Origin of the sequence: Caldimonas brevitalea (genome assembly GCF_001017435.1) — a bacterium.
Lineage (GTDB): Bacteria > Pseudomonadota > Gammaproteobacteria > Burkholderiales > Burkholderiaceae_C > Caldimonas > Caldimonas brevitalea.
In genome coordinates, this window is the sequence record NZ_CP011371.1 from 5,988,646 (window position 1) to 6,013,027 (window position 24,382).

22 protein-coding genes are annotated in these 24,382 nt (G+C 69.8%); 15 read left to right on the plus strand and 7 right to left on the minus strand.

The genetic code is table 11. The annotated features are described in order from the left end of the window. Positions 1-128 precede the first annotated feature (128 nt). The 7 genes from AAW51_RS25530 to AAW51_RS25560 all read left to right on the plus strand — a co-directional run bounded on the left by AAW51_RS25530 (position 129) and on the right by AAW51_RS25560 (position 7,965). Entirely contained in the window at positions 129-1,511 is a 1,383-nt protein-coding gene (locus tag AAW51_RS25530; protein ID WP_053013903.1) for a TackOD1 domain-containing metal-binding protein, read from the plus strand. Positions 1,512-1,514: 3 nt separating this feature from the next. Beyond that, positions 1,515-2,840, plus strand: coding sequence for a glycosyltransferase family 2 protein (locus tag AAW51_RS25535; protein WP_053013904.1), 1,326 nt, complete (start codon positions 1,515-1,517; stop codon positions 2,838-2,840). A gap of 36 nt (positions 2,841-2,876) precedes the next feature. Then, positions 2,877-4,979, plus strand: a complete 2,103-nt coding sequence (locus AAW51_RS25540) for a TolC family protein (protein ID WP_169788079.1) — start codon at positions 2,877-2,879, stop codon at positions 4,977-4,979. Next, positions 4,976-5,974 (plus strand): HlyD family secretion protein, encoded by a 999-nt coding sequence (locus AAW51_RS25545; protein WP_047196872.1) that lies wholly within the window; start codon positions 4,976-4,978, stop codon positions 5,972-5,974. Before AAW51_RS25540 ends, AAW51_RS25545 begins: the two co-directional genes overlap by 4 nt. Before the next feature lie 125 nt (positions 5,975-6,099). Beyond that, positions 6,100-6,333 (plus strand): DUF2630 family protein, encoded by a 234-nt coding sequence (locus tag AAW51_RS25550; RefSeq protein WP_047196873.1) that lies wholly within the window; start codon positions 6,100-6,102, stop codon positions 6,331-6,333. 58 nt (positions 6,334-6,391) lie between these two features. Beyond that, positions 6,392-7,159 carry an SGNH/GDSL hydrolase family protein gene (locus tag AAW51_RS25555; protein ID WP_053013906.1) on the plus strand — a complete coding sequence of 256 codons (768 nt, stop codon included), beginning with the start codon at positions 6,392-6,394 and terminating at the stop codon, positions 7,157-7,159. Then, complete coding sequence (locus AAW51_RS25560; RefSeq protein WP_047198305.1) at positions 7,156-7,965, plus strand: hypothetical protein; 810 nt, start codon at positions 7,156-7,158, stop codon at positions 7,963-7,965. Before AAW51_RS25555 ends, AAW51_RS25560 begins: the two co-directional genes overlap by 4 nt. Before the next feature lie 9 nt (positions 7,966-7,974). Here AAW51_RS25560 and AAW51_RS25565 read toward each other — a convergent pair whose 3' ends face one another. Continuing rightward, positions 7,975-8,877 (minus strand): LysR family transcriptional regulator, encoded by a 903-nt coding sequence (locus AAW51_RS25565; RefSeq protein WP_047196874.1) that lies wholly within the window; start codon positions 8,875-8,877, stop codon positions 7,975-7,977. Positions 8,878-9,218: 341 nt separating this feature from the next. On the opposite strand from AAW51_RS25565, the gene AAW51_RS28555 reads away from it, so the two are divergent. Then, positions 9,219-10,478: a M23 family metallopeptidase gene (locus AAW51_RS28555; protein WP_053013907.1), complete on the plus strand. Its 1,260-nt coding sequence runs from the start codon at positions 9,219-9,221 to the stop codon at positions 10,476-10,478. A gap of 59 nt (positions 10,479-10,537) precedes the next feature. On the opposite strand, the gene AAW51_RS25575 is transcribed toward AAW51_RS28555, so the two are convergent. Together AAW51_RS25575 and AAW51_RS25580 are read right to left on the minus strand one after the other, a co-directional pair. Beyond that, the gene (locus AAW51_RS25575) at positions 10,538-12,061 is read right to left on the minus strand and encodes an alpha/beta hydrolase domain-containing protein (RefSeq protein ID WP_047196875.1); all 1,524 of its coding nucleotides are present in this window, start codon (positions 12,059-12,061) and stop codon (positions 10,538-10,540) included. Between the two features lie 486 nt (positions 12,062-12,547). Continuing rightward, the gene (locus AAW51_RS25580; protein ID WP_047196876.1) at positions 12,548-13,024 is read right to left on the minus strand and encodes a helix-turn-helix domain-containing protein; all 477 of its coding nucleotides are present in this window, start codon (positions 13,022-13,024) and stop codon (positions 12,548-12,550) included. Positions 13,025-13,090: 66 nt separating this feature from the next. On the opposite strand from AAW51_RS25580, the gene AAW51_RS25585 reads away from it, so the two are divergent. After that, entirely contained in the window at positions 13,091-13,972 is an 882-nt protein-coding gene (locus AAW51_RS25585; RefSeq protein WP_047196877.1) for a class I SAM-dependent methyltransferase, read from the plus strand. A gap of 313 nt (positions 13,973-14,285) precedes the next feature. Here the strand turns inward: AAW51_RS25585 and AAW51_RS25590 are convergent, their stop codons facing one another. Next, positions 14,286-15,047: an SDR family oxidoreductase gene (locus AAW51_RS25590; protein ID WP_417903585.1), complete on the minus strand. Its 762-nt coding sequence runs from the start codon at positions 15,045-15,047 to the stop codon at positions 14,286-14,288. Continuing rightward, on the minus strand, positions 15,047-16,180 hold the full coding sequence (locus AAW51_RS25595; protein WP_047196878.1) for a thiolase family protein: 1,134 nt from the start codon (positions 16,178-16,180) through the stop codon (positions 15,047-15,049). Before AAW51_RS25595 ends, AAW51_RS25590 begins: the two co-directional genes overlap by 1 nt. Positions 16,181-16,208: 28 nt before the next feature. Between AAW51_RS25595 and AAW51_RS25600 the strand changes: the two genes are divergently transcribed. Further along, positions 16,209-16,856, plus strand: coding sequence for a TetR/AcrR family transcriptional regulator (locus tag AAW51_RS25600; RefSeq protein ID WP_417903586.1), 648 nt, complete (start codon positions 16,209-16,211; stop codon positions 16,854-16,856). Positions 16,857-16,945: 89 nt separating this feature from the next. On the opposite strand, the gene cspE is transcribed toward AAW51_RS25600, so the two are convergent. Together cspE and AAW51_RS25610 are read right to left on the minus strand one after the other, a co-directional pair. After that, a complete protein-coding gene (gene cspE, locus AAW51_RS25605; RefSeq protein WP_047196879.1) occupies positions 16,946-17,155 on the minus strand; it encodes a transcription antiterminator/RNA stability regulator CspE in 210 nt (69 codons plus the stop codon). A gap of 456 nt (positions 17,156-17,611) precedes the next feature. Next, positions 17,612-20,023, minus strand: coding sequence for a glycosyl hydrolase (locus tag AAW51_RS25610; protein ID WP_047196880.1), 2,412 nt, complete (start codon positions 20,021-20,023; stop codon positions 17,612-17,614). 423 nt (positions 20,024-20,446) lie between these two features. Between AAW51_RS25610 and AAW51_RS25615 the strand changes: the two genes are divergently transcribed. From AAW51_RS25615 to AAW51_RS25635, 5 genes are all read left to right on the plus strand, one after another. Beyond that, complete coding sequence (locus tag AAW51_RS25615) at positions 20,447-21,454, plus strand: 2-hydroxyacid dehydrogenase (RefSeq protein ID WP_047196881.1); 1,008 nt, start codon at positions 20,447-20,449, stop codon at positions 21,452-21,454. Positions 21,455-21,551: 97 nt separating this feature from the next. Next, positions 21,552-21,914 carry a YciI family protein gene (locus tag AAW51_RS25620; protein WP_047196882.1) on the plus strand — a complete coding sequence of 121 codons (363 nt, stop codon included), beginning with the start codon at positions 21,552-21,554 and terminating at the stop codon, positions 21,912-21,914. A gap of 141 nt (positions 21,915-22,055) precedes the next feature. Further along, positions 22,056-22,475 (plus strand): YciI family protein, encoded by a 420-nt coding sequence (locus tag AAW51_RS25625; protein WP_047196883.1) that lies wholly within the window; start codon positions 22,056-22,058, stop codon positions 22,473-22,475. A gap of 136 nt (positions 22,476-22,611) precedes the next feature. Further along, entirely contained in the window at positions 22,612-23,019 is a 408-nt protein-coding gene (locus AAW51_RS25630; protein ID WP_047196884.1) for a VOC family protein, read from the plus strand. A 58-nt stretch (positions 23,020-23,077) separates the two neighbouring features. Beyond that, positions 23,078-24,379 (plus strand): RNA polymerase sigma factor, encoded by a 1,302-nt coding sequence (locus AAW51_RS25635; protein ID WP_047196885.1) that lies wholly within the window; start codon positions 23,078-23,080, stop codon positions 24,377-24,379. Positions 24,380-24,382 lie beyond the last annotated feature (3 nt).

Consider the following 24,382-nt stretch of genomic DNA (forward strand, 5'->3'; position numbering starts at 1 on the left):
AGGGTCCGACACGGCGCTGGCGGACCCGCTGACGCCTGCTGCAGGCGCTCCGTGGCGCAATGCGGCAGGCGGTGGCGCGTTGTTGGCGCGCCGCTTGCCTCCCCTGTGCCGACAGGAGACCGCCCGCAGTGCAGCGCCCGACCGCCGACATCCCCCCGACCCTGGTCGTGCTCGACCCGTCCGCGGCGTCGCGCCTGGCGGCGGGTGGCGCTGAAGCCTGGCGATCGTTGCTGGACCCCGGCGTCAACCCCCTCGGTTTCTATCTGGCCGGCGGCGAGGCGGCGCAACGCGAAGACCTGGCCTCGGCCATCCGCCGCTCGCCGTTCTGGGACCGGCTGTGCTTCTGCGGCCCCGGCGAAGCGGTCACCCCGCTGCTCGACGGTGCCGCCACCCGCGACGAAGCGCTGGCCGCCTGCGACCGCGCCGAAGGCCGCAAGCAAAGCCTGCAGCTCGACCCCGCGGCGCTGCATTTCGACGAGCGGCTGCTCTACTACCTTTATCTACGCGACCCGGCCGAGCTGGTGCCGGTGCCCGACCGACAGGCCCGCACGCTCTACCGCCACCCGGTCGCCGAGGCGCTGGCCGAGCGCCCGGAGGACGTCGACACCTGGCTCGCCACGCTGACGCGGCGGCGGCTGCTGGAGCCGGCCACGCTGCACGACCGCACCCGCCACTGCCGGCAGTGCGGCAGCGCCCATCTGCAGTTCGTCGACGTCTGCCCGCATTGTTCGAGCCTCCAGATCCGCAAGGCGGCGTCGCTGCACTGCTTCACCTGCGGCTTCGTCGCGCCGGAGGCGGATTTCCATGACGAGCGGGGCCTGGCCTGCCCCAAGTGCAACGCCCGGCTGCGCCATATCGGCGTCGATTACGACCGCCCGTTGACGCAGTACGCCTGCGCCCACTGCCACCATGCTTTCGTCGAGGCCCGGGTGCTGGCGCGCTGCCTCGACTGCCGCACCGAGGCCGACCCGGCCGAGCTGGACGTGCGCGAGGTCAGCTCGCTGCGCCTGAGCGCCAGCGGCCGCGCCGCCTTGCGCTCGGGCCAGATCCAGGAATCGTTCGCGGCGCTGGACATCGGCAACCACGTCGCGCCGGCGCACTTCCGCCACATGATCGAGTGGGCGCTGGCGGCGCAAGCGCGCCACGAGATGCCCTTCGGCCTGATGCTGATCGAGTTCCTCAACGCCGAGCAGCTGGTCGAGGTGCATGGCGCACCGCGCGCCTTCCTGTTGCTGGACGAGTTCGCGCGCCGCCTGCACGAGCTGCTGCGGCAGTCCGACATCACCACCCGCAGCACCGAAGAGCGGCTGTGGCTGTTCCTGCCGTTCTCAAGCGCCGGCGGGCTGGCCGCTCGGCTCGACCGGATGCTGGCCGAGCAGAAACCGGCTTCGGGCCCCGAGATGCAGTTGCGGGTGCGCTATTTGCAAGCGCCGGAACAACTGGAACCGCAGGACAACGCCGAACAGATGATGAGCCGCCTCGAACGCCTACCGCACCCGCAGGAAGCCTGAGCCGTGTGGGACCAGGCCGTCTACGCCTTCCAGGCCATGCTGCAGTCCTCGGGCGGCGCCAGCTGGTTCGAGATCGCGCTGAAGTTCTTTCCGTTCGCCGTCGTGCTCGAGCTGCCGATGTATGTGCTGGTGGTGCTGGGCATGGTCCGCTACGGCCTGCGCCAGGTGACCCCGCTGCGCCAGCGCGAGCGCTATCCGCGCGTCTCCTGCATCATCACCTGCTATTCCGAGGGTGAGGACGTGCGCCAGACCATCTACTCGCTGGCGCACCAGGTCTACCCCGGCGTGATCGAGATCATCCCCATCATCGACGGCGCGGTGCAGAACGAGCACACGCTGCAGGCCGCCCGCGCCTGCACCGAGGCGGTGGCCGGGCTGGCGCGGCGCCAGCTGGTGGTGGTGCCCAAGTGGCAGCGCGGCGGCCGGGTCTCGGCCCTCAACACCGGCCTGCAGTTCGCCACCGGCGAGGTGGTGATGGCGCTCGACGGCGACACCTCGTTCGACAACGACATGGTGCGCCAGGCGACACGCCACTTCGACGACCCCAACGTGGTCGGCGTGGCCGGCTGTCTGCGCGTGCGCAATGCCGCCCGCTCGTTGGCGGCGCGCCTGCAGGCGCTCGAATACATGCTGTCGATCGGCGCCGGCAAGACCGGGTTGTCGGAGTTCAACCTGGTCAACAACATCTCGGGCGCCTTCGGCGTGTTCCGCACCGCTTTCGTCCGGCGCATCGGCGGCTGGGACGCGGGCACCGCGGAAGACCTCGACATCACGCTGCGCATCAAGCAGTACTTCGGCCGCTACCCGGACCTGCGTATCGTGTTCGAGCCGCACGCGGTGGGCCACACCGACGCGCCGCACACCTTCGCCGGCTTCTTTAAGCAGCGGCTGCGCTGGGAAGGCGATTTGTTCTACCTGTTCGTGCGCAAGTACCGCTACAACCTGCGGCCGCGGCTGCTGGGCTGGCGCAACTTTCTGTTCGTGCTGGTCAACGGCCTGTTTTTGCAGCTGGTGATGCCCTTCGTGATCGTGGCCTACACCGGCGTGCTGTTCTGGACCTTGCCGGCCGGCTCGGTGCTGGGCGTGCTGGCCTATGTCTATCTGATCTATCTCGCCGCGCTGGCGCTCTATTACGGGCTCTACGTGATCGCCGTCTCCGAGCGGCCGCGTGACGACTTCATGTACCTCGTCTACCTGCCGTTGTTCCCGTTGTTCGCCTTTGCGGCGCGGGTGCACAGCTCGCTGGCGCTGATGCAGGAGATGTTCCTCAAGGGCCACCTCGACTCGTCGATGGCGCCCTGGTGGGTGTTGCGCAAGACCAAGTTCTGATCGAGTCCCTTGCTCCCCATGCCTTGGCGCCTGCCCGTGCTCCTGCTCCTGTGGTCGATGCTGTCGGTGGCGGTGCCGGTGCGCGCACAGCCGCTGGCCGCGCTGGAGGCCTGGGCGGTCGCAGCAGCCCCGGAACAACGCCTGGCCGAGGCCGAGCTGGAAGTGCTGCGCCAGCGGGCCGCGGCAGCCGCGGCCGAGCCCGGTGCCCGCGCCTTCGGCAGTCTGTCGTACTCGGACAACCGCGAGCCGACCGACGACCGGACGGTGCGCGACTACCGTCAGGCGGCCGGGCAGTTGGGCCTGCGCTGGCCGCTGCTGGGGGACCGACAGGCGGCCGAACGCCAGCAGGCCGACGCGCGCGCCGCGGTCGAGGTGGCCGGCTGGCGGCGCCGCGAAGTCGAGGCCGACGTCAAGCGCCTGGTCGCGACGGCCTATCTGCAGGTGCTGTACAGCCAGCGGCGCTTGCGGTTGATCGAGGCCTTCCTGAGCGATGAAACGTCGGCCCTCGCCGTGTTGGCGGCGCGGCAGCAGGCCCGCTTGCTGCTCGAAGCCGATCGCCTCGGCTTCGCGTCGATGTTCGACCTGGCGCGCCGCGAACAGGCGCGCGAGCAGGCCCTGCACGCCGAAGCCGAAACCCAGCTGGCGCGGCTCACCGGCCGCAAGGTGGCCCCGCTGCAGCCGCAACAGCCGCCGCTCGAGGTGCACTGCCTGACCCGCGAAGCCCTACAGGCGCGCGCCGAGCACGACCCCGCGGTGGCCCGGGCGGCGGCCGAGGTGGAAACACGCCGCCGCCTGCTGGGTCTGCCGGCCTCCGGCGGCGTGGAGGCGGGGCTGAGCGTGGCGCAGCGCTACAGCCGCGACATGCCGGGTCAGTCGGGGAGCAGTGCGGTGGTGGCGGTGGACGTGTCGGTGCCGCTGGCCTGGCGCGCCGCACGCGACGCGCAGCGCGGTGTCGCGATGGCCGAGTTGACGCGTGCCGACCTGGCGTTGGAAAGCCGCCTTGCCGAGCACCGGCTGGCCGTCGAACGTGGGGTCGCAGACCTCGAACTGCGGGCCCGCGATGTCGCCAGTGCCACCCGCCAGCGCGACGCCGCCTTCGAAGCCTGGCGCGTCGCGCGGCTGCGGGCGCACCGCCTCGACGGCGACGTGCTCGAGCGCGAGTTGCAAACCCGCTACGCCTTGCTGCAGGCGTCGCTCGATGGGATCGCGAGCCGCCACCGGCACGACCTGGCCCGCTACGGGCTGGTGGCGCTGCACGGTTCGCCCTGTGCCACGCAGCCCACCGCCGCATCCCCACCGGGCCAGCCCGACACCGCACCGCTTGAACCGCAGGTGCTGGCGGCCTTGTCCGGCATGGCCCCGGCCCAGCGACGTGCCGCCGCCGTGGCAGCGTCACCCGGCACGGCGCCCCTCGCATGGTTCGCCTGGCGTATCGCCCCCTTGCTGGCGCTCGGCGGGCTCGACCGCTTGCCACCCGCCACGCGCCGCTTGATGGTCTCGTTCAGCGGCACCGAGATCCGCGCACTGGGGCAACCCCAGGCGGCCCAGGTGCTGCGGCAGTTTTTGGCGCTGGCCCACGCACGCGGCCTCACGGTCGAATTGCTGCTCGGCGACCCGACCTGGGTGCGGCCCGATGCCCGGCCCCGCTTGCTGGCCCTGATCACGCAGCTGCGCGGCTTCGAGTTCGACGGCCTCAACCTCGACCTCGAGCGCAGCCAGCTGCCCGCCGCCCAGCAGGCCGACTGGAGCCAGCGGGTGGTCGAGACCATCGCCGCGGTGCGTGCCGTCACGCCGCTGCCGGTCGCGCTGACCACCCATCACCGCGAGTTCCAGGACCGCACGCTGGTCGAGCAGCTGGTCGCCGCCGGCTTGTCCGAGGCGGTGTTGATGGTCTATGTGACCCGCGAGCAGCGTGTCGTCGAGATCGCGCGCCCCTTGCTCGCCGCGCACCCGCAGCTGCCGATCGCGATCGCGCAGAGCATCGAGCCGGAACTGCCGGCGACCGAAAGCAGCCACCAGCTGGGCCAGCGCGCCTCGCTGGAGCGCTGGCGCCGGCTCGACACGGCGCTCTCGGGCCACGCCAACTTCAACGGTGTGGTGGTGCAGTCCTGGGAGGCGTTCGGGGAGGCGCCGCCGTGAAGATCCAGTTCGACGCCCCGCCCGGCTCGGCGCAGGAGTCCAACGGCCTCGCGGTGCGCTACGCCGCCGCCAAGCGCAGCGTGCCGCGCTGGCGCTGGCGGCTGCTGCTGGCGCTGGTGATCGCGCCGCCGCTGTACTTCGTCGGGCGCTTTTTGTCGACCTACTGGTGGGAAACGGCGCCCGGCTTCGTGCTGACGCAGCAGGTCACCTTGCGCGCCGGCGCCGAAGGGCGTGTCGCGACGCTGCTCGGCGAAGGCGCGAGCGTGCAGGGGCAGCAGGCGCTGGGCCTGCTGGAGCCGCCCGAGGCGCCAGCGCCAGTGGCCGAAGCGGCGTCGGCCGCCCCCGCCCCGGCCGTCGCGCCCCGGCCCGACCCTGCCCTCACCACCGCGGTGCGCCTGGCGCAGCGGCAGTTGGCGCTGCGGCGTGAACGCCTCGGGGTGGTCGAGCGGCTGGCGTCGCAAGGCGCGGCCACCGCCGCTGAAGTGCAGACGGCGCAGGCGCAGCTGCTGCAGGCCGAGGCCGAGGTGATGCGGGCACGCTCCGACGCCACCCCGCCTGCGCCACCCGCCCCGCCGCCGCCGGCCCCGCCCGCGGCGGCCCGGCCGGCCTTCGGGCCGCCGATCGGGACGGCGCCTTTCACCGGCACCGTGGTGCGGGTGCTGGTGCGCCCCGGCGAATGGGTGTCGAGCGACAGCGAGGTCGCGGTGGTACGCGGAGGCCAGGCGCCGCGGGTGCGCGCTTATGTCGAGCCGGGCCGGGCGCGTTACGCCGAGATCGGGCGGCGTGCCACTTTGCGTTTTCTCGACGGCGGGCGTATCGGTGCGACAGTCGCCGCGGTGGCGCCCGAGGCCGCCCGGCTGCCCGCCGAGCGGGTGTCGCCGCTGACGCCGCGCTCCCAGTCCATCGTGGTGGAATTGCAGCCCGACGTGCCGCTGCCCGAGCACTACCGGGTCCATTACCTGCCGCTGGACGTGCGTTTCGACCATCTCTGGTAACGGCCTCGCCAAGGCCGCCGCGGGTGCGCAACTTGCCCGTTTGATCCGGAGGCCCGACGGCGCTGCCGGGCGCGCCTGTTGCGCGCACCGCGAGCGTCCGAGCCGCAACACCGGAGGCCCACACCATGAGCGACAAGAGCATCTTGCAACACATCAACGAACTGGTCGAAGAAGAGAACCGGCTGCGCGCCGCCACCGACGCGCCCGAGCAGCACACCGACCGCATCAAGCATCTGGAAGAAGAACTCGACCAGTGCTGGGACCTGCTGAGGCAGCGTCGCGCACGCCGTGAGTTCGGCGACGATCCGAATGGCGCCCAGGTGCGCGACGTCGGCACCGTCGAGCGTTACCTCCAATAAACTGCCCCGAAAAGTTATCCTCGCCCGCGGCGCGTCCTCGCGCCGGGCTTGCGCCCCGATGTCCACAACCCCGTTTGCGCGCCGGCGTTTCATCGCCGCCGGCTCGTCCATCTTGTTGTCAGCCCTGACCTCCACTGCTGCCGCCTCTCGGGACGAGCGCGACGCGCGGGCCGCCCCCGAGCCGTTCACCGTCTACACCTTCGGCGACTCCATCCTCGACTGCGCGCGCTACAACGAGCACGGCGTCCACCCCGGCGAGCTGCTGGTGCGCAACGACGACCGCTTGTTTCCCGACTTCAAAGGGCAGGACTTGCAGTCGCACGGGCCGGCGCGGCTGGTGCACCGGGCAGTCGACGGCGCGACCGTCGACGGACTGCCGTCGCAGGCGCGCGGCCTGGCGCCGCCCGGCCGGCGTGCGGTCGCCTTGTTGACGGTGGGCGGCAACGATTTGCTGCGCGGGCTGGCGGCCGACACCGGGGCCGGCGTGCGCGCCTTCGAGGCCGCCCTGGCGCGCTTCGTCGCCGGCCTGCCGATCCGCCCGGTGCTGCTCGGCAACGTTTACGACCCGACCCTCGGGGACGACCGTCGCAACTTCCTCGGCGTCGACGCCTCGATCGCCCGCGCCAACCATCGCCGCGTCAACGACGTGATTGCCGCCGTCGCGGCGCGCCACGGACAGTTGGTGGACCTGCACGGGCACTTCCTGAAGGGCGACCCGTCGTGGTTCACCCGCACCATCGAGCCCAGCCTCAGAGGCGCCTCGGAAGTGCGCCGTGCCTTTTGGGCGGCGCTGCAGTCCCGCACCGGCCCGGGGAGCGCAGCGTGATCGACCACGATTGCACCTTCGTGCTGGGCGCCCAGGACCCGGAGATGCGCGAGATCGAGCGTGTGCTCGACGATGCCGGGCTGCCGCGCGTCCATGCCGCGTTGAGCGGGCGCCGCTGCACGCCGCAAACCGCCTACCAGGCCGACAGTGTGGTCGACGTGCGCGCCGACAACGTCCACCGTCCGGCGCTGCTGCTGCCCAAGGCGCCCGCGGTGTTCGTCGAATGCGCGCTGCAGGACCGCGAAGCGGTGGTGCGGGTCGACCACCACCACCCCGGCGACCCCGGCTATGAAGTGCCGCCCGAGCACTATCTGCAGGGCTCGTCGCTTGGCCAGGTGCTGACGCTGCTGGAGCGCGAGCCCACCGACACCCAGCGCCTGCTCGCCGCCAGCGACCATTGCCTGACGGCGGCCTACCAGGGCTTGTGCCCCGGCGTCGACCCGGGCGACCTGCTGTTCCTGCGCGCGTCGTGGCGGGCCAAGATCAGCGGCCGCACCTTGACCGACGTGATCGAAGGCATCCTGGAGGCCGCCCAGCGCGCCCGCCGCCACTACGACAGCGAGTTCGGCGAAAGCCGCTTCCTCGATCCGTTCGACGTGCCGCCCGACCTGCCCGAGGGCGCCGCCTATGCCGGTGTGCCGGTGCGCTACCGCGCGCTGCTGCCCGACGCGGTGCTCAAGGAGATGTACAAGGGCGGCAGCCCGGCCGCGGTGGAAGCCTTCATGGCGGAGCACCGCGAGGCCGGGCGCAGTGTCTACGGCAATCCCTATCGCGGCTACGCCGGCGCCTACTGGTCGGCCCTCTGACCGGGGCCCTCAAGCGCGGGCCAGCGCTGCGGCCAGCACCTCGCTCACCCATTCCACGAAACACCGCACGCGCGGCGACAGGTGGCGGTGGTGCGCATAGATCACCGACACCGGCAGCGCCTGCGGACGCCAGCGCGGCAGCACTTCTTCGAGCACGCCGGTGTCGAGCAGCTCACGCACGCCGTCGCGCGGCGCCTGGATCAGACCCAGGCCCGCGACACAACAGGCCAGGTAGGCGTCCGAGTTGCTCACCGAGACGCGGCTGCGCAGCTTGAGCGAGCGCACCTCGCCGTCCTGCTCGTATTCCCAATCGAGATCGCGCCCGGTGCGGCTGGAGAAGTAGTTGACGGCCCAATGGTCGGCCAGGTCGTCGGGGCTGCGCGGGCGGCCGTGGCGTTCGAGATAGGCGCACGACGCGAGGTTGATCTGTTCGAGCGTGCCGACACGGCGCGCCACCAGGCTGGAATCGCGCAGTGTCCCGACCCGCACCACACAGTCGATGCCCTCGCCGACCGGGTCGACAAAACGGTCCGAGGTGCTCAGGCGCAGCTGCAGGCCGGGGTGGCGCGCCAGGAATTCGGGCAAGGCCGGGATGACGCTGAAACGGCCGAGCCGCTCGGGTAGGTCGAGGCGCACCACCCCTTGGGGCTGCACACGCGTCGAGAACAGGTGTTCGGCCTCGGCCAGCTCCTCGAGCACCCGCTGGCAGCGTTCGAGGTAGCTCACGCCCTCCTCGGTCAGCGAGACGCGGCGGGTGGTGCGCTGCAGCAGGCGCACGCCGAGCTGGGTTTCGAGCTGCTGCACCGCGCTGGTCACGGTGGCGCGCGGCAGGTCGAGCTGCTCGGCCGCGCGCGCGAAGCTGCGGTGTTCGGCGACCTTGCTGAACACCTGCATGGCCTGGAATCGATCCATCGGAGGAAGGGTTGTGGGTCGGGCCCGCATCGTAATGCCCGGGCACCAGGAGCTGCTGCTCCACGACGCGGCGCCACCGTTACGCTTGTCTTTTGCGCTTGCTTGCGACATCTCGAGTTTCTGCAACAGCGTTTCAAAAACAGCGTCGGCATCATGGGCGGGCCGCACGGAGGTGAGTGCGGCGAGGTCCGCGCGTCGCTCGGGTCGCCCCCGGAGGGTGCTGCAGAGCGCCCCGCCGCTCCCCCTTCAGCGGCCCCTGGGCGCCGTGGCTGCCACCGCGTTCGGGCCTTGCAGTTCCGACCGACTTCGGTGGCGCACCACACACGCTTGGAGGAGACCCCGTGATCCGTTCCGCTCGACGCCGACGGCTGCCGCAGCCGCTCAGCCGCCCCATCCCGTTCGCCCTGGCCCTGCTGTTGTGGTCCGGCACCACCGCCCAGGCCGCCGAATGCACGCCGCGCGGCGAGTCGCGGCGCGACCCCAACACAGGCCAAAGCTGGGGCCAGGTCTGGCAGTGCGGCAGCGACAGTGGCGCAACGCTGTACGCCGGCCCGCAGGACACGACGCCCGTCGGCACCTTGCAGACACGATCCAGCTGGTTCGCTTGCTACCGCCGCGGGGAACGACATGCCGGTGGCAACGATGTCTGGTACTACACGCAGGGTGATGTCGCGGCCCCCGGCTGGGAATCGCGCAAGGCCTGGGGCTATGTGCCCGCGGTGAAGGTGTCGACCACCACCGACCCGTACCCCGGTATCCCCGAGTGCCGGCCCGACATGTGGCAGGCCCGGAAGAACGTGTCCGACCCGAACACCGGCAAGAGCTGGTCGACGGTCTGGTATGCCAACAACGACGGCGCGGCACGGCTGTACCGCGAGGCCAACAGCAACACCCATATCGGCTACCTCGACAGCACGACGAGCTACTTCGTCTGCCACACCCGAGGGGCGACGCACGCCGGCGGCAACAACGTCTGGTACTACACCCAGGGCGACCGCAGCACACCCGGCCATGAAGCTCGACGGGGCTGGGGCTATCTGCCCGCGGTGAACACCTGGACCCGGCAGGACCCCTACGACAGCATCCCACCGTGCGACGGCGCCGCGCCGCCCTCGCCACCCCCGCCGCCACAACCCGGCCCCTACGTGCTGCCGCTGCCGCTGGACGCCTTCAACCGCGCCATCGGTGCGCTCGGCCATGCGCACTGGGGCGACAACTACTGGGCCATCGACCTGATGGTGCCGGTCGGCACGCCGGTCTATTCGGTGAGTGCCGGCAAGGTCAGCAACTACTCGCAGGGCAGCTGCGGCAACGGCCTCACCGTGCTGGGCGACGACGGCCTGTCCTATCTCTATTGCCATGGCGACCGCTACGCCGGTGTGCAACCGGGGCAACGCGTGACGGCTGGCCAGCTGATCCTGTATTCAGGCAATACCGGTCAATCGGGCGCACCGCATCTGCACCTCGAGATCAAGCGCTGGAACGGCGACTGGGGTGCGTCGCCCAGCTACTGCAGCCAGCGCTTCCTGCGGGCCATCCACCAGGGCCAGCCGCAAAGCCCGGTGAACTTCCCGGCCCAGGGCGACTGCCGGGCGCCTTGAGGCCGCACGCGGGCCGGGTTCGGCCTCGACCCGAGGTCGAACCCGGCACCGCGGCCGCTTCAGCGGAACTTCACGCGCTTGCTCTCTTTCAACACCGCCGCTGCATCGGGGGCGGTGATGAAGCGCTCGCGCAGCAAACGCTGCACGCTGTCGGCGACCTTCCAGCGGTACACATGCTCGTGGTGGTACAGCTGGCGCAGCCGGGCCGCGTCGAAGGGCAGCTCATGGCCGGCGATGAAGCAGAAGCTGGCGCCGGTGGAGGTGCCGTTCCAGGTGCTGGTCGGCACGTCGACATAAGGTGAGCGCAGCCCGCCGACGACGTTGCCGAACAGGTCCAGCACCGGCTGGCCATGGACCACTTCGATCGGCTCGGCGCGCGGTGGCGCGATGCCGCGGCGCACCCACAGGTCGAGGTTCTGCCACACGGCATTGAAGTGCAGGCCGGACGGGAAGCGGCTGCGCGGCCCTTCGTTGCACGCCATCGGCGGCACCGGGCGGCCCGCCGCGACGATGTCGTCCGGCGCTGCCGCGCTGTACAACTCATCCGGCGTTGCATGGCCGGCACCGGCCATTTCGTAATGGCGGTAGCGGTCGGTGTACGTGTCGCTGTCGGGACGGCGGGCACTCAGGCCCGGCAGGTAATCGGACTGCGACATGATGTGGATGATGGGCACGCCCACATGGGAGAACTGCCGGCGCGGATCGCCGACGGGCGGGGCCGCCTCGCACTGGTTCATCGGCACGGCGCCGACAAAGGCGCCGCCGGCCACCGCCACCACGTAGCCGTCGTAGAGCGGCACGCCGTGGTTGCGCTGCGTCTCGAGGGGATGGATGGCGTTGATGTAGTTGTAGAGGTAGCCGCCGGTCTGCGAATAGCCGAAGCCGTAGAGCTTGTCGACGCGAAAGCCGGCGCTCTCGCGCAAGGGGTTGCTCGGGTGCTGGCTCTTCAGCCACGCGCCGACCTGGCTGTAGATGTCCCAGACCAGGCCGTTCTCGGTCGTGCGCACGGTGTCGGCCGCGGTCACGGTGCAGTTGCGCGGGTCGTCCAGCGGCAGTGGGTTGGCGAACGACAGGGACGCATACCGGGCGGGGTTGAAGCGCTGCAGCGCCACCACCGACACCGGCTTGACGGTGATGCCGACCCAGACGTCACCGTTGCGCATGAAGTGATCGCCCGACAAGCCCCAGCCGATGTTCAAGTCGAACAAGTTGGACGGGTTGAGCAACTCGACGACAACATTGCCGCTGAACTTGCGGCCCTTGGCCGGGCGGCGCACCAGCACGCGCGTGGTGTACGGCGCATCGGGGGTGCGCACCACCGCTGGGCCGGGCGCCGGCCAGCTGTAGACATTCGCTGTGCCGCTGGCGAAGAACTCTTCTTCGACATAACCGTGCTGCTTGAGTTTCTCGGGTCGCAGCGTGTGGTCGGCGGCCCCGAAGGGATAAGACGTCGGCGTGACCGGGAGGGGGCCGGTGATGCTCGGCAAAGGTGTCGTGGCCTTCGAAACGCCGGGCGCTGCGGCCGCAATCGTGAGGGCGACGCCGGCGAGCGCTTTATGAGTGGGTGTCCAGCTGTCCTGCATTGCTGTCTGTCTCCTGCGAGTTTTTGAGAATGAGAAAAGAAGGAGAAACACAAGGCGCAGGGAATATCGACCGGCTGCTCGTATCACGCCGATGCGGGAGGCGCCGCGTGTTTTTCACGCCGCCTGAATCACGGCTTCCCTGGCCCTGCCGGAGGCGGTGGGGCCGCTCCGGCAAAAGCAATGTGCCTTTTGGCCAGGGCCCACGGGAAGGTCAACCATGGGGTGTCGGTTGCGTAACGGTATCGCGCGTAACCGGGAGTGTTAAATGGAAGGAAGCGTCTGCAGCGTGGAATCGCCCATCGTTGCCCCGAGCGCCATTCGTTCTGCGCTGCAGGCGCGGCGGTCGGAGTGCGGCTGCCGATATATTCCCGTTACCGGGGTCGCGACACAGCGGTGGTGAATCAAGAAAGCCGTGGCGCGAAAAGACGCGGTTGAATCAGCGCGGTGTTGAAGGACCGGTTCTAAACCTCAGCCCACCCGGCCCCGTCAGCGCGGTCTTTTGTTTATCGCAGATATCGCGGGCGCCTCGTGAGCGGGCAACAACGCCCGCTCCCGTCTCGCGCCCAAGACCCCCGATGCCGCGGCGCTGAGCAAACGCCGAAACGTCGGGCATTCCAGGTGGCTCGGAGCCGGACAGGCGGCAGCGTGCCGCAGGCCGTCGCGCATCGCGCCCAGCTGGCGGATCATCCGGTCGAGTTGCTCGGCCTTCGCCGCGAGGGCCTCGCGGTCGATGCGGGGCCGCCCGTCGGACGTGAACATCAGCGCGATCTCGTCGAGCGTGAAACCCGCGGCGCGGCCCAGCGCGATCAGTGCCAGCCGTTCGAGCACTCCCGCATCGAACAGCCTGCGCAGGCCGCGCCGCCCGACCGAGGCGATCAGTCCCTTCTCTTCGTAGAACCGCAAGGTCGACGCCGGCACGCCGGTGCGCCGCGCGACCTCGGTGATGTCCAGATGTGGTGCCATCCGCTTGACCTCAAGTCGACTTGAAGTGGCACTGTGTCGCTTTCTCTCCTGAAAGGCAACACGCGCATGGACACGCCCCTCCCCCTCGACGACGAACAAACGCGACTGTGGAACGGCCACGCCGGCCATGCCTGGGTGCGGTCCCAGGCCTTGCTGGACTGCATGTTCCAGCCCTTCGAAGACCTGCTGGTCGACGCCGTTGGCGCGGCCGCTGCGACCCGGGTGCTCGACGTGGGCTGCGGCACCGGCAGCACGACGCTCGCCATCGCCCGGCGACTGGCGATGCGGGGCCGTTGCACCGGCATCGACATCTCGGCGCCGATGATCACCGCGGCGCGCGACCGGGCCGATCGGGCGCGCGCGTCGGCCCGCTTTCTCCTGGCCAACGCGCAGGAGCACCGGTTCGAGCCGGGCGGCTACGACATGGTCGTCTCGCGTTTCGGGGTGATGTTCTTCGACGATCCGGTCCGCGCCTTCGGCAACCTGCGTCGCGCCAGCCGGGACGGGGCAGTGCTGCGTTTCATCGCCTGGCGCACTGCGGCCGAAAATCCGTTCATGACAGCTGCTGAGCGGGCGGCCGCGCCGCTGCTGCCCGATCTGCCCGCGCGCCAGCCGGACGCGCCCGGACAATTTGCATTCGCCGATCCGCATCGGGTCCATCACATCCTGAGCGACAGCGGCTGGGACGAGATCGACCTCCAGCCCATCGACGTGCCCTGCAGCTTCCCGGCCAGCGGGCTGGACGAATACCTGACCCAGCTGGGCCCGGTGGGCGTGGCCTTGCAGCGCACCACCGAGCCGCTGCACGCGCAGGTGGTGCAGGCGGTGCGCGCCGCCTTCGATCCTTATCTACACGGCACCGATGTGCGTTTCACCGCGGCCTGCTGGACGGTCGGTGCGAAAGCGTCACCGGCGTGGACGCCGGCTCAGGCGCCGGGCAACGTGTAGTCGATGAAGAGCGATGGGCTGAGCGTGCCCACCGCCAGCCTGTCGAACGGGCTCACCTCAACCGGCTCGTTGACATAGGGAGGGTGCCGAGGCCGTGGCGGTCACGGTAGAACGAGCTGAACACCTCGTGCTGCCCGCAGACCAGGGCGAAGCGATGCAGGTCGGTGTTGTCATCCCGCTCCACGGGGGCGCGCGTGAGCGTCGCGTCCCAGCACACATGGATGGGTCGATGTTCAACCGCCCGGCGACATGGGGACCTCCCGGGATCTTCTCATGCGCTTGCGGCGTGTCCTTCGGGCCGGCACCCGGCCGCTCAGGCCTGCGCCGCCTGCGGACGCGGCGGCTCAGCGAGATAGACGGGGGTCTGCGCCGACAGCCCTTGCTGGACCCGGCGCGTCAGCTCGTCGGCCAGCACTTCGTCGCGCCCGCCGGCCAGCGCTTCCAGCGTCTGCCGCACCACCTCCTGCGGGGGCAGCTTGGGGCCCGGCACGTTGCGCGCCATGTCGGTGTCGATGAACGCCATGTGCACGCCCAGCACCCGGGTGCCCTGTGCGCGCAGTTCGTTGCGCAGGCCATTGGTCAGCGACCACGCCGCTGCCTTCGACAAGCTGTAGGTACCGGCGACCGGCAGGTTGAGCCAGCTCAGCACCGACAGCACGTTGACGATCGCACCGCCGCCGTTCGCAGCCAGCACCGGCGCGAAGGCGCGGCTCAGGGCCCACGGGCCCACCACGTTGGTTTCGAATTCCGCGCGCGCGGCCGCAATGGCATCGGGTGCGAGCAGTGACGAGCCCCGGGTGATGCCGGCGTTGTTGATCAGCAGCGTGAGGTCGGGGCAGCGCTGCACCGCGGTCGCGATGTCGTCGGCACAGGTGACGTCGAGTGCGAGCGGCTCGACACCGTCGGGCTCCAACGAAGCGGCATCGCGGGCGGCCGCGTAGATCTTCTTCGCGCCGGCCGCACGCAGCCCGACGACAAACGCGCGCCCCAGCCCGCGGTTGGCGCCGGTGACCAGCACCACGGCGTCGCGCAGCACCACACCGGCGGGCCCATTCGCCTTCGAGGCCGGCGCCATCACACGCGCTCCAGCACGGTGGCGATGCCCTGCCCGCCGCCGATACATTGGGTCGCCAGGGCATAACGGCCGCCTTCACGCGCCAGCAGCGCCGCCGCCTTGCCGGTGATGCGGGCGCCGGTGGCGCCGAGCGGATGGCCGATGGCGAGCGCACCACCATCCAGATTCACGCGGCCGAGGTCCAGCTCGAGTTCACGCAGGCAGGCGATGGCCTGCGAGGCGAAGGCTTCGTTGATCTCGACCACGTCGAGGTCGCCGACACCGAGCGCGGCGCGCGAGAGCGCCTTGCGCGTCGCCGGCACCGGGCCGATGCCCATCACGGCGGGGTCGACGCCAACGCTGGCGAACGCCGCGACGCGGGCCAACGGTGTCAGCCGGTGGCGTGCCGCGAAGCTGTCGCGGGTGACCAGCACCGCGGCAGCGCCGTCGGTCAACGGCGACGACGTGCCAGCGGTCACCACACCGTCGGGCCTGAAGGCCGGCTTGAGGCCCGCCAGCGCCTCGAGTGAGGTGGCCGGCCGGATGCAACCGTCGGCGGCCACCGTCTCACCGGACTCGAGCACGATGGGCACGATCTCGGCATCGAGCCGGCCCTGCTCGCGCGCGGCGCTCGCCTTCTGGTGCGACTGCAGCGCCAGCGCTTCCTGGTCGGCGCGCGACACCTGCCACCGCTCGGCGACGTTCTCGCCAGTGTCGCCCATCGGCAGATACGCATCGGTCCGGCGCAGCAACTCCGGGTTGGGCGAGAAGTTGAAGCCGCCTTGCGGAACCATGGTCATCGACTCCACGCCCACACACAGGAACGCGTCGCCCATGCCGGCCTCGATCTGGGCCGCGGCCATGTGCACCGCCTGCATCGACGACCCGCAAAAGCGGTTCACCGTCACCCCGCCGACGTGATGCGGCAACCCCGCCAGCAGGCCGACCACACGCGCGAGGTTGTTGCCCTGTGCCGCCTCGGGGTAGGCGCACCCGAGGATGACGTCTTCGATCAAGGCCGGGTCGAGGTCGGCGCGTGCGAGCAGTCCGCGCACCACCTGGGCCGCCAGCGTGTCTGGACGCACTGCAGCGAGGGCGCCTTTCTTGGCGAAATGGAAGGGAGAACGCGCGTAGGCGGCGATGACGGCTTGCATGGAGGGCTCCTGTTAGATGATGGTTGTCATGATTATTTATATTACGCTCATCATCTATACTGTCAAGCAAGCCATCGACATGCAGGAGTCCGACGAGATGCGAGTGACCCGTGAACAAGCGGCGTTGAACCGCGAACGTGTGCTGGCAGCGGCCGCGCGTCTGTTCCGCGAGCGGGGCTTCGACGGCGTCGGCGTGGCCGACCTGATGAAGAGCGCCGGCCTGACCCACGGTGGCTTCTATGGCCAGTTCGGCTCGAAGGAAGCGCTGATGGAGCAGGCCTGCACCCGGGCCTTCGACGTCTCGCTGGAGCGTTGGCGACGGTTGATCGAGGAGGGGGGCGACGCCCCTTTGGCGGCGTTGACGCGCGTCTATCTGTCACCGCTGCACCGCGACCATCCCGGTGAAGGGTGTGCGCTGGCGGCCTTGGGGACCGAAGCTGCGCGCCAGGGGCCGGGCCTGCGAAAGGCGTTCACCGAGGGCACGCGCGCCCTGGTCGACCTGATGACGGCCCTGGTGCCCGGGCGCGCCAAGGCCGTCAAGCGCCAACGCGCACTCGCCACCTTCGCCGCGATGGTGGGAGCCCTCGTGATCGCACGCGCGGTGGACGACGAAGCGCTGTCACAAGAGGTGCTGGAGGCGGTGTCGGTGTCGGTCAACCCGCCGGCGCAGGGATAAAGCGTCGCGGCGCGCTGCAGGCGAAAAAAAACCGCGGTCGAGGCCGCGGTTCTGTGCCGGCCCTGAGGGCCGGGCAGGCATGTGTCCGGTCAGGCCGGACGGATGTTCGAAGCCTGGGGGCCCTTCTGGCCCTGCGTGACCTCGAACGTCACACGCTGGCTTTCGTTCAGCGTCTTGAAGCCGGAGCCTTGGATCTCGCTGAAATGGGCAAACAGGTCTTTGCCGCCGTCGTCAGGCGTGATGAAGCCGAAGCCTTTGCCTTCGTTGAACCATTTCACGGTGCCGGTTTGAGTCGTCATGATGTCGATTCCTTTCGAGTGAGGCGCAGCACATGCTGCCGTGCAGAGACGCCAAGAAAATCATCGATGGGGATTCGACCGGAGCCGGCCGACGGGATCGGCTGGAAACAGAGGAGACCTACAAGAGACGGTCTTGTGCATACCTACGGAGGCGGATGGTACACCGACGTTGTGCGACCGTCCGACAAGGCGCAGGGCCTTGGCCCGGGTGTGCGGATGGACGGTGCCCGGGGGCGGCCCGACGTCGACAGGCGGCCGCCTGACTGAAGGCCGGCCCGGACGGCGCCATAGAGGACGCCAACCGGGAAACCCGTCGAGAGGGCCCGAGGTGCGGATCGGCGCGAGCCTTGACCAGGGCTCACGGCCTCGGTCCGCAGCGGCAACGCCGGCCTTCGGCCGGCGGCGCCGCTGGCAGGACCGCCGGCGCCGCGTCTTGCGCCGCGGCGCCTGGGCCCGTCAGGGATACAACAGCACCGGCTCGAGGCCGACGCGGAGCTGGCGCGACGCCGGGATCGTGTCGTGCGAGGCGGTCAGCGTCTTGTAGCGGCTGAAGCTCCAGGTGCCCGGCAGGTTCACGACCGTGCCCGGCTCGGTCGACCACAGGATCACATAGGACTCGCCGCCGCGGCTCATGCGGAACACATACACCTTCTCGTCCACGGTGTAGGCGTCGACCATGCGCGCGCCGCGCATCCAGCGCACCGCCTCGGCATAGGCCTGGGCCTGCTCGGTGGGCGTCTGGAAGTCGGACTTGACCAGCGACGCGAGCGAATCCGAACGCTCCCAGAAGTAGTAGCTGAAGCTGCTGACGCCCTTGGCCCACATCACCATCAGGGCACGCGCCGTCACCGAACGCTTCTGCTCGGCCGTGGGCACGAAGCTCTTGCATTGGTACAGCAGCGAGTCACAGCCTGGCGAGCCTTCGGTGTTCCACAACGGTTTGTCGCCGATGCCGTGGTTCGCCATCAGGCGTCGGACGTTCTCGATCCGGGCCGCCAGCTTTTCGGGCTCGGTGTCGAAATACCAGTGGAAGCCGACCACGTCGACATGCTTGCCACCGCCCGCCGCCAGGAAGTTGTCGAGCCAGCGCATGCCCTGCCCGGTGGTGACGCCCGGCGACACCAGCTGGTTGGCCGGGTCGGCCGCCTTGATTTCCTCGCGGGCGATGCGCGCCATCTCGACCATGGTGGCCATCGAGCCGTTGTAGTGCGGTTCGAAGTCAGGCTCGTTCCACAACTCCCAGTAGCGGATCTTGCCGGCGTAGCGGCGCGCCAGGGTGCGGACGTAGTCGCGCCAGTCTTCGAGGTGCGCCGGTGCGCCCGATGCGCCATCGCCGTAGAGGCCCTTCACGCGGGGCGTGGTGGAGGCCCACTGCGGCGTCTGGCCGAGCGTGTAGAGGATGGCCGCGTCGGGGTCGTTGTTCTTGACGTAGTCGACGTAGAGGTCGAGCCGCTTGCCGGCCGAGCCGGTGAAGTCCCAGGCGTTGTTGACCGGCTCGAGCGCGCGCCAGGTGGTGCCCGTGTTCCACAGACGCACGATGCGGTGGCCCAGGGCCGGCCAGTTGAAGTGGTTCCCCAGCTTGTTCACGTGCAGGCCGAACAGCGTGTCGGGCACCGGCGCCGAACTCACCGGCGCCATTTCATTGCGCTCGACGTCGTCCAGCTTGAAGTTGTCGAGGTAGACGTTGACGCCGTGCGTCTTCAGCGAGATGCGCAAGGTGCCGGCCACCGCGCCCGGATAGGTGCCGGTGATCTCGACCTTCTGCCAGGTGGTGTTGGCCGTCACGGTCTTGGTGGCAAAGGCGTCCCAGGGATGGGCGTCACGGCGCATCTGCAGGACCACCTTGGCGTCGCGGTCGGCGCGCAGGTACAGCGTCGCGCGGTAGGTGCGGCCGTGGGCGAAGCCGTAGCCGTAGGTGAGGTGGACGTCGCCGCCGCCCTCGCTGTCGACCCGGAAGCGCTGCGACGACTTCCCCGCATACACATAGCCGGGGCGGGTTTCGCGGCCGACACTCCAGTCCGGCAGCGGCAGGCCCCAGTAGTTGACGGTCCAGCCCGCCGCGGTGTTGACGTAATTGCCTTCGAGGTCAGACGAGGCGACCGTGGTGTAACGCACCGCCTGGCCCCCTTCCGCCGGCAGGCTCAGGCCTTCCGGACGGGCCGTCGCCTTGGCCACTTCGCTGAGCGACATGTCGTCGACGAAGATGTCAACGTCGTCCGTCTTGGCGATCACGCGCACCGAACCGCCTTCGTCCCATTCGTAGGTGCCCTGCAGCTCGACACGCTGCCACTGCCCGGTCAGTTGCACCGTCTTGGCGCCGAACGCATCCCAGGGCTCGGCGTCACGGCGCAGTTGCACCACCGCGCTGGTCGGGACGCTCGACTTGAGATACATCGCCACCCGATAGGTCTTGCCGCTGCGGAAGCCGAAGCGGAAAGCCAGGTGGGCGTCGCCCGAGTCGCGCCGCGTGACGCGAAAACGCAGCGCTCCGCTGCCGCTGTGGACGTTGCTGGCCCGGGCCTCGCGGTCGATTTGGTACTCGGGCAGCGGGCTGCCCCAGTAGTTCACATGCCACCCGGGCGCCTGCCCTTCGAAAGGCGTTTCAAAATTTGACCGGGTCAGCAACTTGCCGCCCGGATTCGTCACCGGCGTGACGCCTTCGGTCGGCGCGTTGCCGTTTGTTTCTTCTTTGCCCGCACCACCGGGGCGCGGTGAGGACCGCTCCGGACGGAGGTCGCCCGAAACGGAAACATCGGTAGACGCCTCGTCGTTGGCTTGCGATGCGTCGTCATCTGACGATCCGCCGTTGCAGGCAGCGAGGCTCAACAGGGCGACAACCGCCACCCAGCGATACATGAACGCTTTCATTCCCTCTCCTGAAGGCTTTCTATTTCCGCTCTCACAAACAAGGTTCATGCCGTCCCGAAATGACCTTGTTTGTGACGTCTTTGGTCGACGTTCCGCATGGCGACGTTGCCCATGACGTGAAGCAAACCGGCGACGCCCTCGGCTCGAGGCGAGGGCGCGGCATTGCAGCGGACCGCAGCTGCTGCAAAAGTGCGGCCGAGACTAGAGGGATTGCCCCTGTAACACCAGCCGCGCAGGCGGGGAACAGATCGAACGGGTGCGAAAGGGAGATGGAAGGACACGAACCGGGGCTGTGCGGTGACGGTGCACCGCGATCGCCGCGGGCCCCTGCCGCCGGCCGCTGGCCGGTCCCGCATTTGCTGCGAACCGACATGAACTGCGGCGCGGTGCAGACCGACACATGCCGCGTCACGGGAGCCTTCCATGCACGTCTGCGTCTACAGCACCCAGCCCTACGACCGCCGTTTCCTTGACGGGGCCAACGCCGCCGGCCACCACCAGCTGCGCTACTTGGAGTCGAGGCTGGACGCCACCACCGTGGTCACGGCCGCTGGCGCCGAGGCGGTCTGCGTGTTCGTCAACGACCGGGTCGACACCGAGGTGCTGAGCCGGCTCGCCGACCTCGGGGTGCGGCTGGTGGCCTTGCGGTGTGCCGGTTTCAACAATGTCGACCTGGCCACCGCCGAACGCCTGGGCATCAGCGTCGCGCGGGTGCCGGAGTACTCGCCCCATGCTATTGCCGAGCACACCGTGGCGCTGATGCTGACGCTCAACCGCAAGATCCACCGCGCCTATGCACGGGTGCGGGAGGGCAACTTCGCACTCGAAGGCCTGCTCGGCTTCGACCTCCACGGGCGCACCGTCGGGGTGGTCGGCACCGGCAAGATCGGTGCATGCGTGGTGGCCATCATGCGCGGCTTCGGTTGCACCGTGCTGGCATTCGACCCGCACCCTGACCCGGCCTGCCTCGCCGCCGGCGCCCGTTACGTGGCGCTGCCCGAGTTGCTGGCGGGCAGCGACATCGTCACGCTGCACTGCCCGCTGACACCGCAGACACGTCATCTGGTCGATGCGCCGGCCATCGCGAAGATGCGCCCGGGGGCGATGCTGATCAACACCAGCCGCGGCGGCGTGATCGACACGCCCGCCGTGATCCAGGCCCTCAAGTCGGGGCAACTCGGCAGCCTGGGGCTGGACGTCTACGAGGAGGAAGGCGACCTGTTCTTCCGCGACCTGTCCGCCCAGGTCATCCGCGACGACGTGTTCGCGCGGCTGCAGACCTTTCCCAACGTCGTCGTCACCGCGCACCAGGCGTTCTTCACCGCCGACGCGCTGAGCGCGATCGCCGCCACCACGCTGCACAACGTCTCGACCTTCGAGACCAGCGGGCGGCCGGCGCATCCGGTGACGGTCGACCGGTTGGTGTCTTGATCCGGCGCCGGCACCCGCTCCGGGGCCCCACCCCCGCTTGCGGCGCGCAGGTCGCCGCGGGTCTAATCGCGGTCATCGCCGAACCAGGGAGACCGGGATGCCCTACATGCTGTTGATCATGGAGCCGCGCGGCCAGCGAAACACGCGCACCGAAGCCGAGGGCCGTGAGGTCTACGAGCGCATGCTGCGCTTCGGCGCCGACCTGCAAGCGCGCGGCCTGCTCCTCGGCAGCGCCTCGCTGCAGTCCGACGCGGGCGCCTCGCGCGTCGAGGTGCGGGGCGGCCGGCGGCAGGTGCTGGACGGCCCGTTCGCCGAGGCCAAGGAGATGGTGGGCGGTTTTTTCCTGCTCGACTGCGCCACACGGGAGCAAGCCATCGAGATCGCCGCGGAATGCCCGGCCGCGCAATGGTGCTCGATCGAAGTGCGCTCGCTGGCCCCCTGTTACGAAGACGCCACCTGACCCTCCGGGTCGAGACCAGGGTTTCCCCTGAGGTTGCACATGTCGAATTCGCGGGACCTGCTTCGTCGTGTCAGTGGAAGCCGCACCGCAGGGCGAGGCCCGACGGCGGCTCCATCGTTCTAGATGCGAAGGAGGTCGACGATGCGATTCATGATCTTGGTCCGGGCCGCGCCGCAAGGTGAGGTCGGGCCCGTCCCCGAACACCGGTTGCGGGCCGCGATGGCCGAGTTTCGCGAGCTGCTGGCCAGGGCGGGCGTGTTGCTCGACGCCTCGGGCCTGCAGGCGAGCCGCGCGGGCTGGCAGCTGCGTGGCGCGCACGGCAAGCCTGAGGCGGTGCAAGCCGCGTGGGCCGACGACACCGGGCCCCGGCTGGCCGGCTACACGGTCTTGCAGGTGCGCTCCCGCGACGAGGCGCTGGAATGGGCGCGGCGCTTCCCCGCCGCCCAAGGCGAGGGTGTCGACGCCGAGGTCGAGGTGCGGCAGCTGTACGAGCTGGACGACCTCGCGCCGCACCGCGTCGGCGAATACAGCCCGAGCCTCTGGCCGGGGCTGCGCCACTAGGAGCCCCGATGCCCCTGCCCCTCGCCTGCCCCGCCGTCGCCGCTGCGCTCGCCCATCGGGCGACCCGCCGGCCCGACATCGACTTGTTCCGCGTGGCGCATGCCGCGCATGCCTGACACGAGAGGAAACCGACACCATGGCCACCCAGATCTACGTCAACCTGCCGGTCAAGAACCTGGACCGCTCGAAAGAATTCTTCGCCAGCCTCGGCTACAGCTTCAACCCCGAGTTCACCGACGAAAAGGCCGCCTGCATGGTGATCGACGAGAACATCTACGTGATGCTGCTCGTCGAGTCCTTCTTCCAGGGTTTCACGAAGAAGCCGGTGGCCGACGCCACCAAGACCACCGAGGTGCTGGTGTGCTTGTCCTGCGACAGCCGGGCCCGGGTCGACCAACTGGTCGCCAAGGCCGTCGCCGCTGGCGGCACCGCCCCCAACCCGCCACAGGACCACGGCTTCATGTACGCACACGGTTTCGAAGACCTGGACGGTCACGTGTGGGAGTTGATGCATGCCGAGTTCGAAGGGGGGACGCCGACATGACCACCACTCCCCGCTGCGTGGCGCTGCCGTGCCACCCGGCCGTTCGGGAGGTGTTGTGATGTCCCAGCCCGTGCACCGAGCCGTCGAGGCGGTCTGGCGCCTCGAGTGCGCGAAGATCACCGCGGGCGTCGCGCGTATGGTGCGGGACGTCGGCCTGGCAGAGGAGCTGGCGCAAGACGCACTGGTCGCCGCCCTCGAGCATTGGCCGACGGCCGGGGTGCCCGACAACCCCGGCGCCTGGCTGATGGCCACCGCCAAGAACCGTGCGCTCGACCGTTTGCGGCGCGACAAGCTGGTGGCCGGCAAGCACGAGCAACTCGGCCATGAGCTCGAAGCACAGGAGGCCCTGATCGTGCCCGACTTCGTCGATGCCCTGGACGCCGCTCGCGCCGACGAGATCGGCGACGACCTGCTGCGTTTGATCTTCACCGCCTGCCATCCCGTGCTGTCGACCGACGCGCGCGTGGCCCTGACGCTGAAGCTGCTGGGCGGCCTCACCACCGCCGAAATCGCGCGCGCCTACCTGGTGCCCGAGCCCACCATCGCGCAACGTATCGTGCGCGCCAAGCGCACGCTGAGCGCCGCCAAGGTGCCGTTCGAGCTGCCCCGCGGCGACACGCTGGCGGCGCGCCTGGCGTCGGTGCTGGAGGTGATCTATCTGATCTTCAACGAGGGCTACACCGCCACTGCCGGCGAGGACTGGATGCGCCCGGCCCTGTGCGACGAAGCGCTGCGCCTGGGCCGCATCCTCGCCGGGCTGTCGCCCGACGAGCCCGAGGTGCACGGCTTGGTGGCGCTGATGGAGCTGCAGGCCTCGCGCGCCGCGGCACGCACCGACAGCGAGGGCCGGCCGGTGCTGTTGCTGGCGCAAGACCGCAGCCGCTGGGACCGCCTGCTGATCCGTCGCGGCCTGGCCGCGCTGGAACGTGCCGAAGCGCTGGGCGGGGCGCTCGGGCCTTACGCGCTGCAAGCCGCCATTGCCGCATGCCACGCCCGGGCGGCGGTCCCTGAGGCCACCGACTGGCCTCGCATCGCCGCCTTGTACGACGCCTTGGCACAAGCGCTGCCGTCGCCGGTGGTGGAGCTCAACCGGGCGGTGGCGGTCGGCATGGCCTACGGCCCGGCGCAAGGCCTGGCCATCATCGATGCGATGCGCGACGAGCCGGCCCTGCAGGGCTACCACTGGCTGCCGAGCGTGCGCGGCGACCTGCTGGCCAAGCTGGGACGGGCCGACGAGGCGCGCGCCGAGTTCGAACGTGCGGCGGCACTGGTGCGCAATGAACGCGAACGGGCGCTGTTGATCGAGCGCGCATCGTCGCTGGGCGGCGCGCAGCCGGCGTCGGGCGGGCGGACACATTGACGC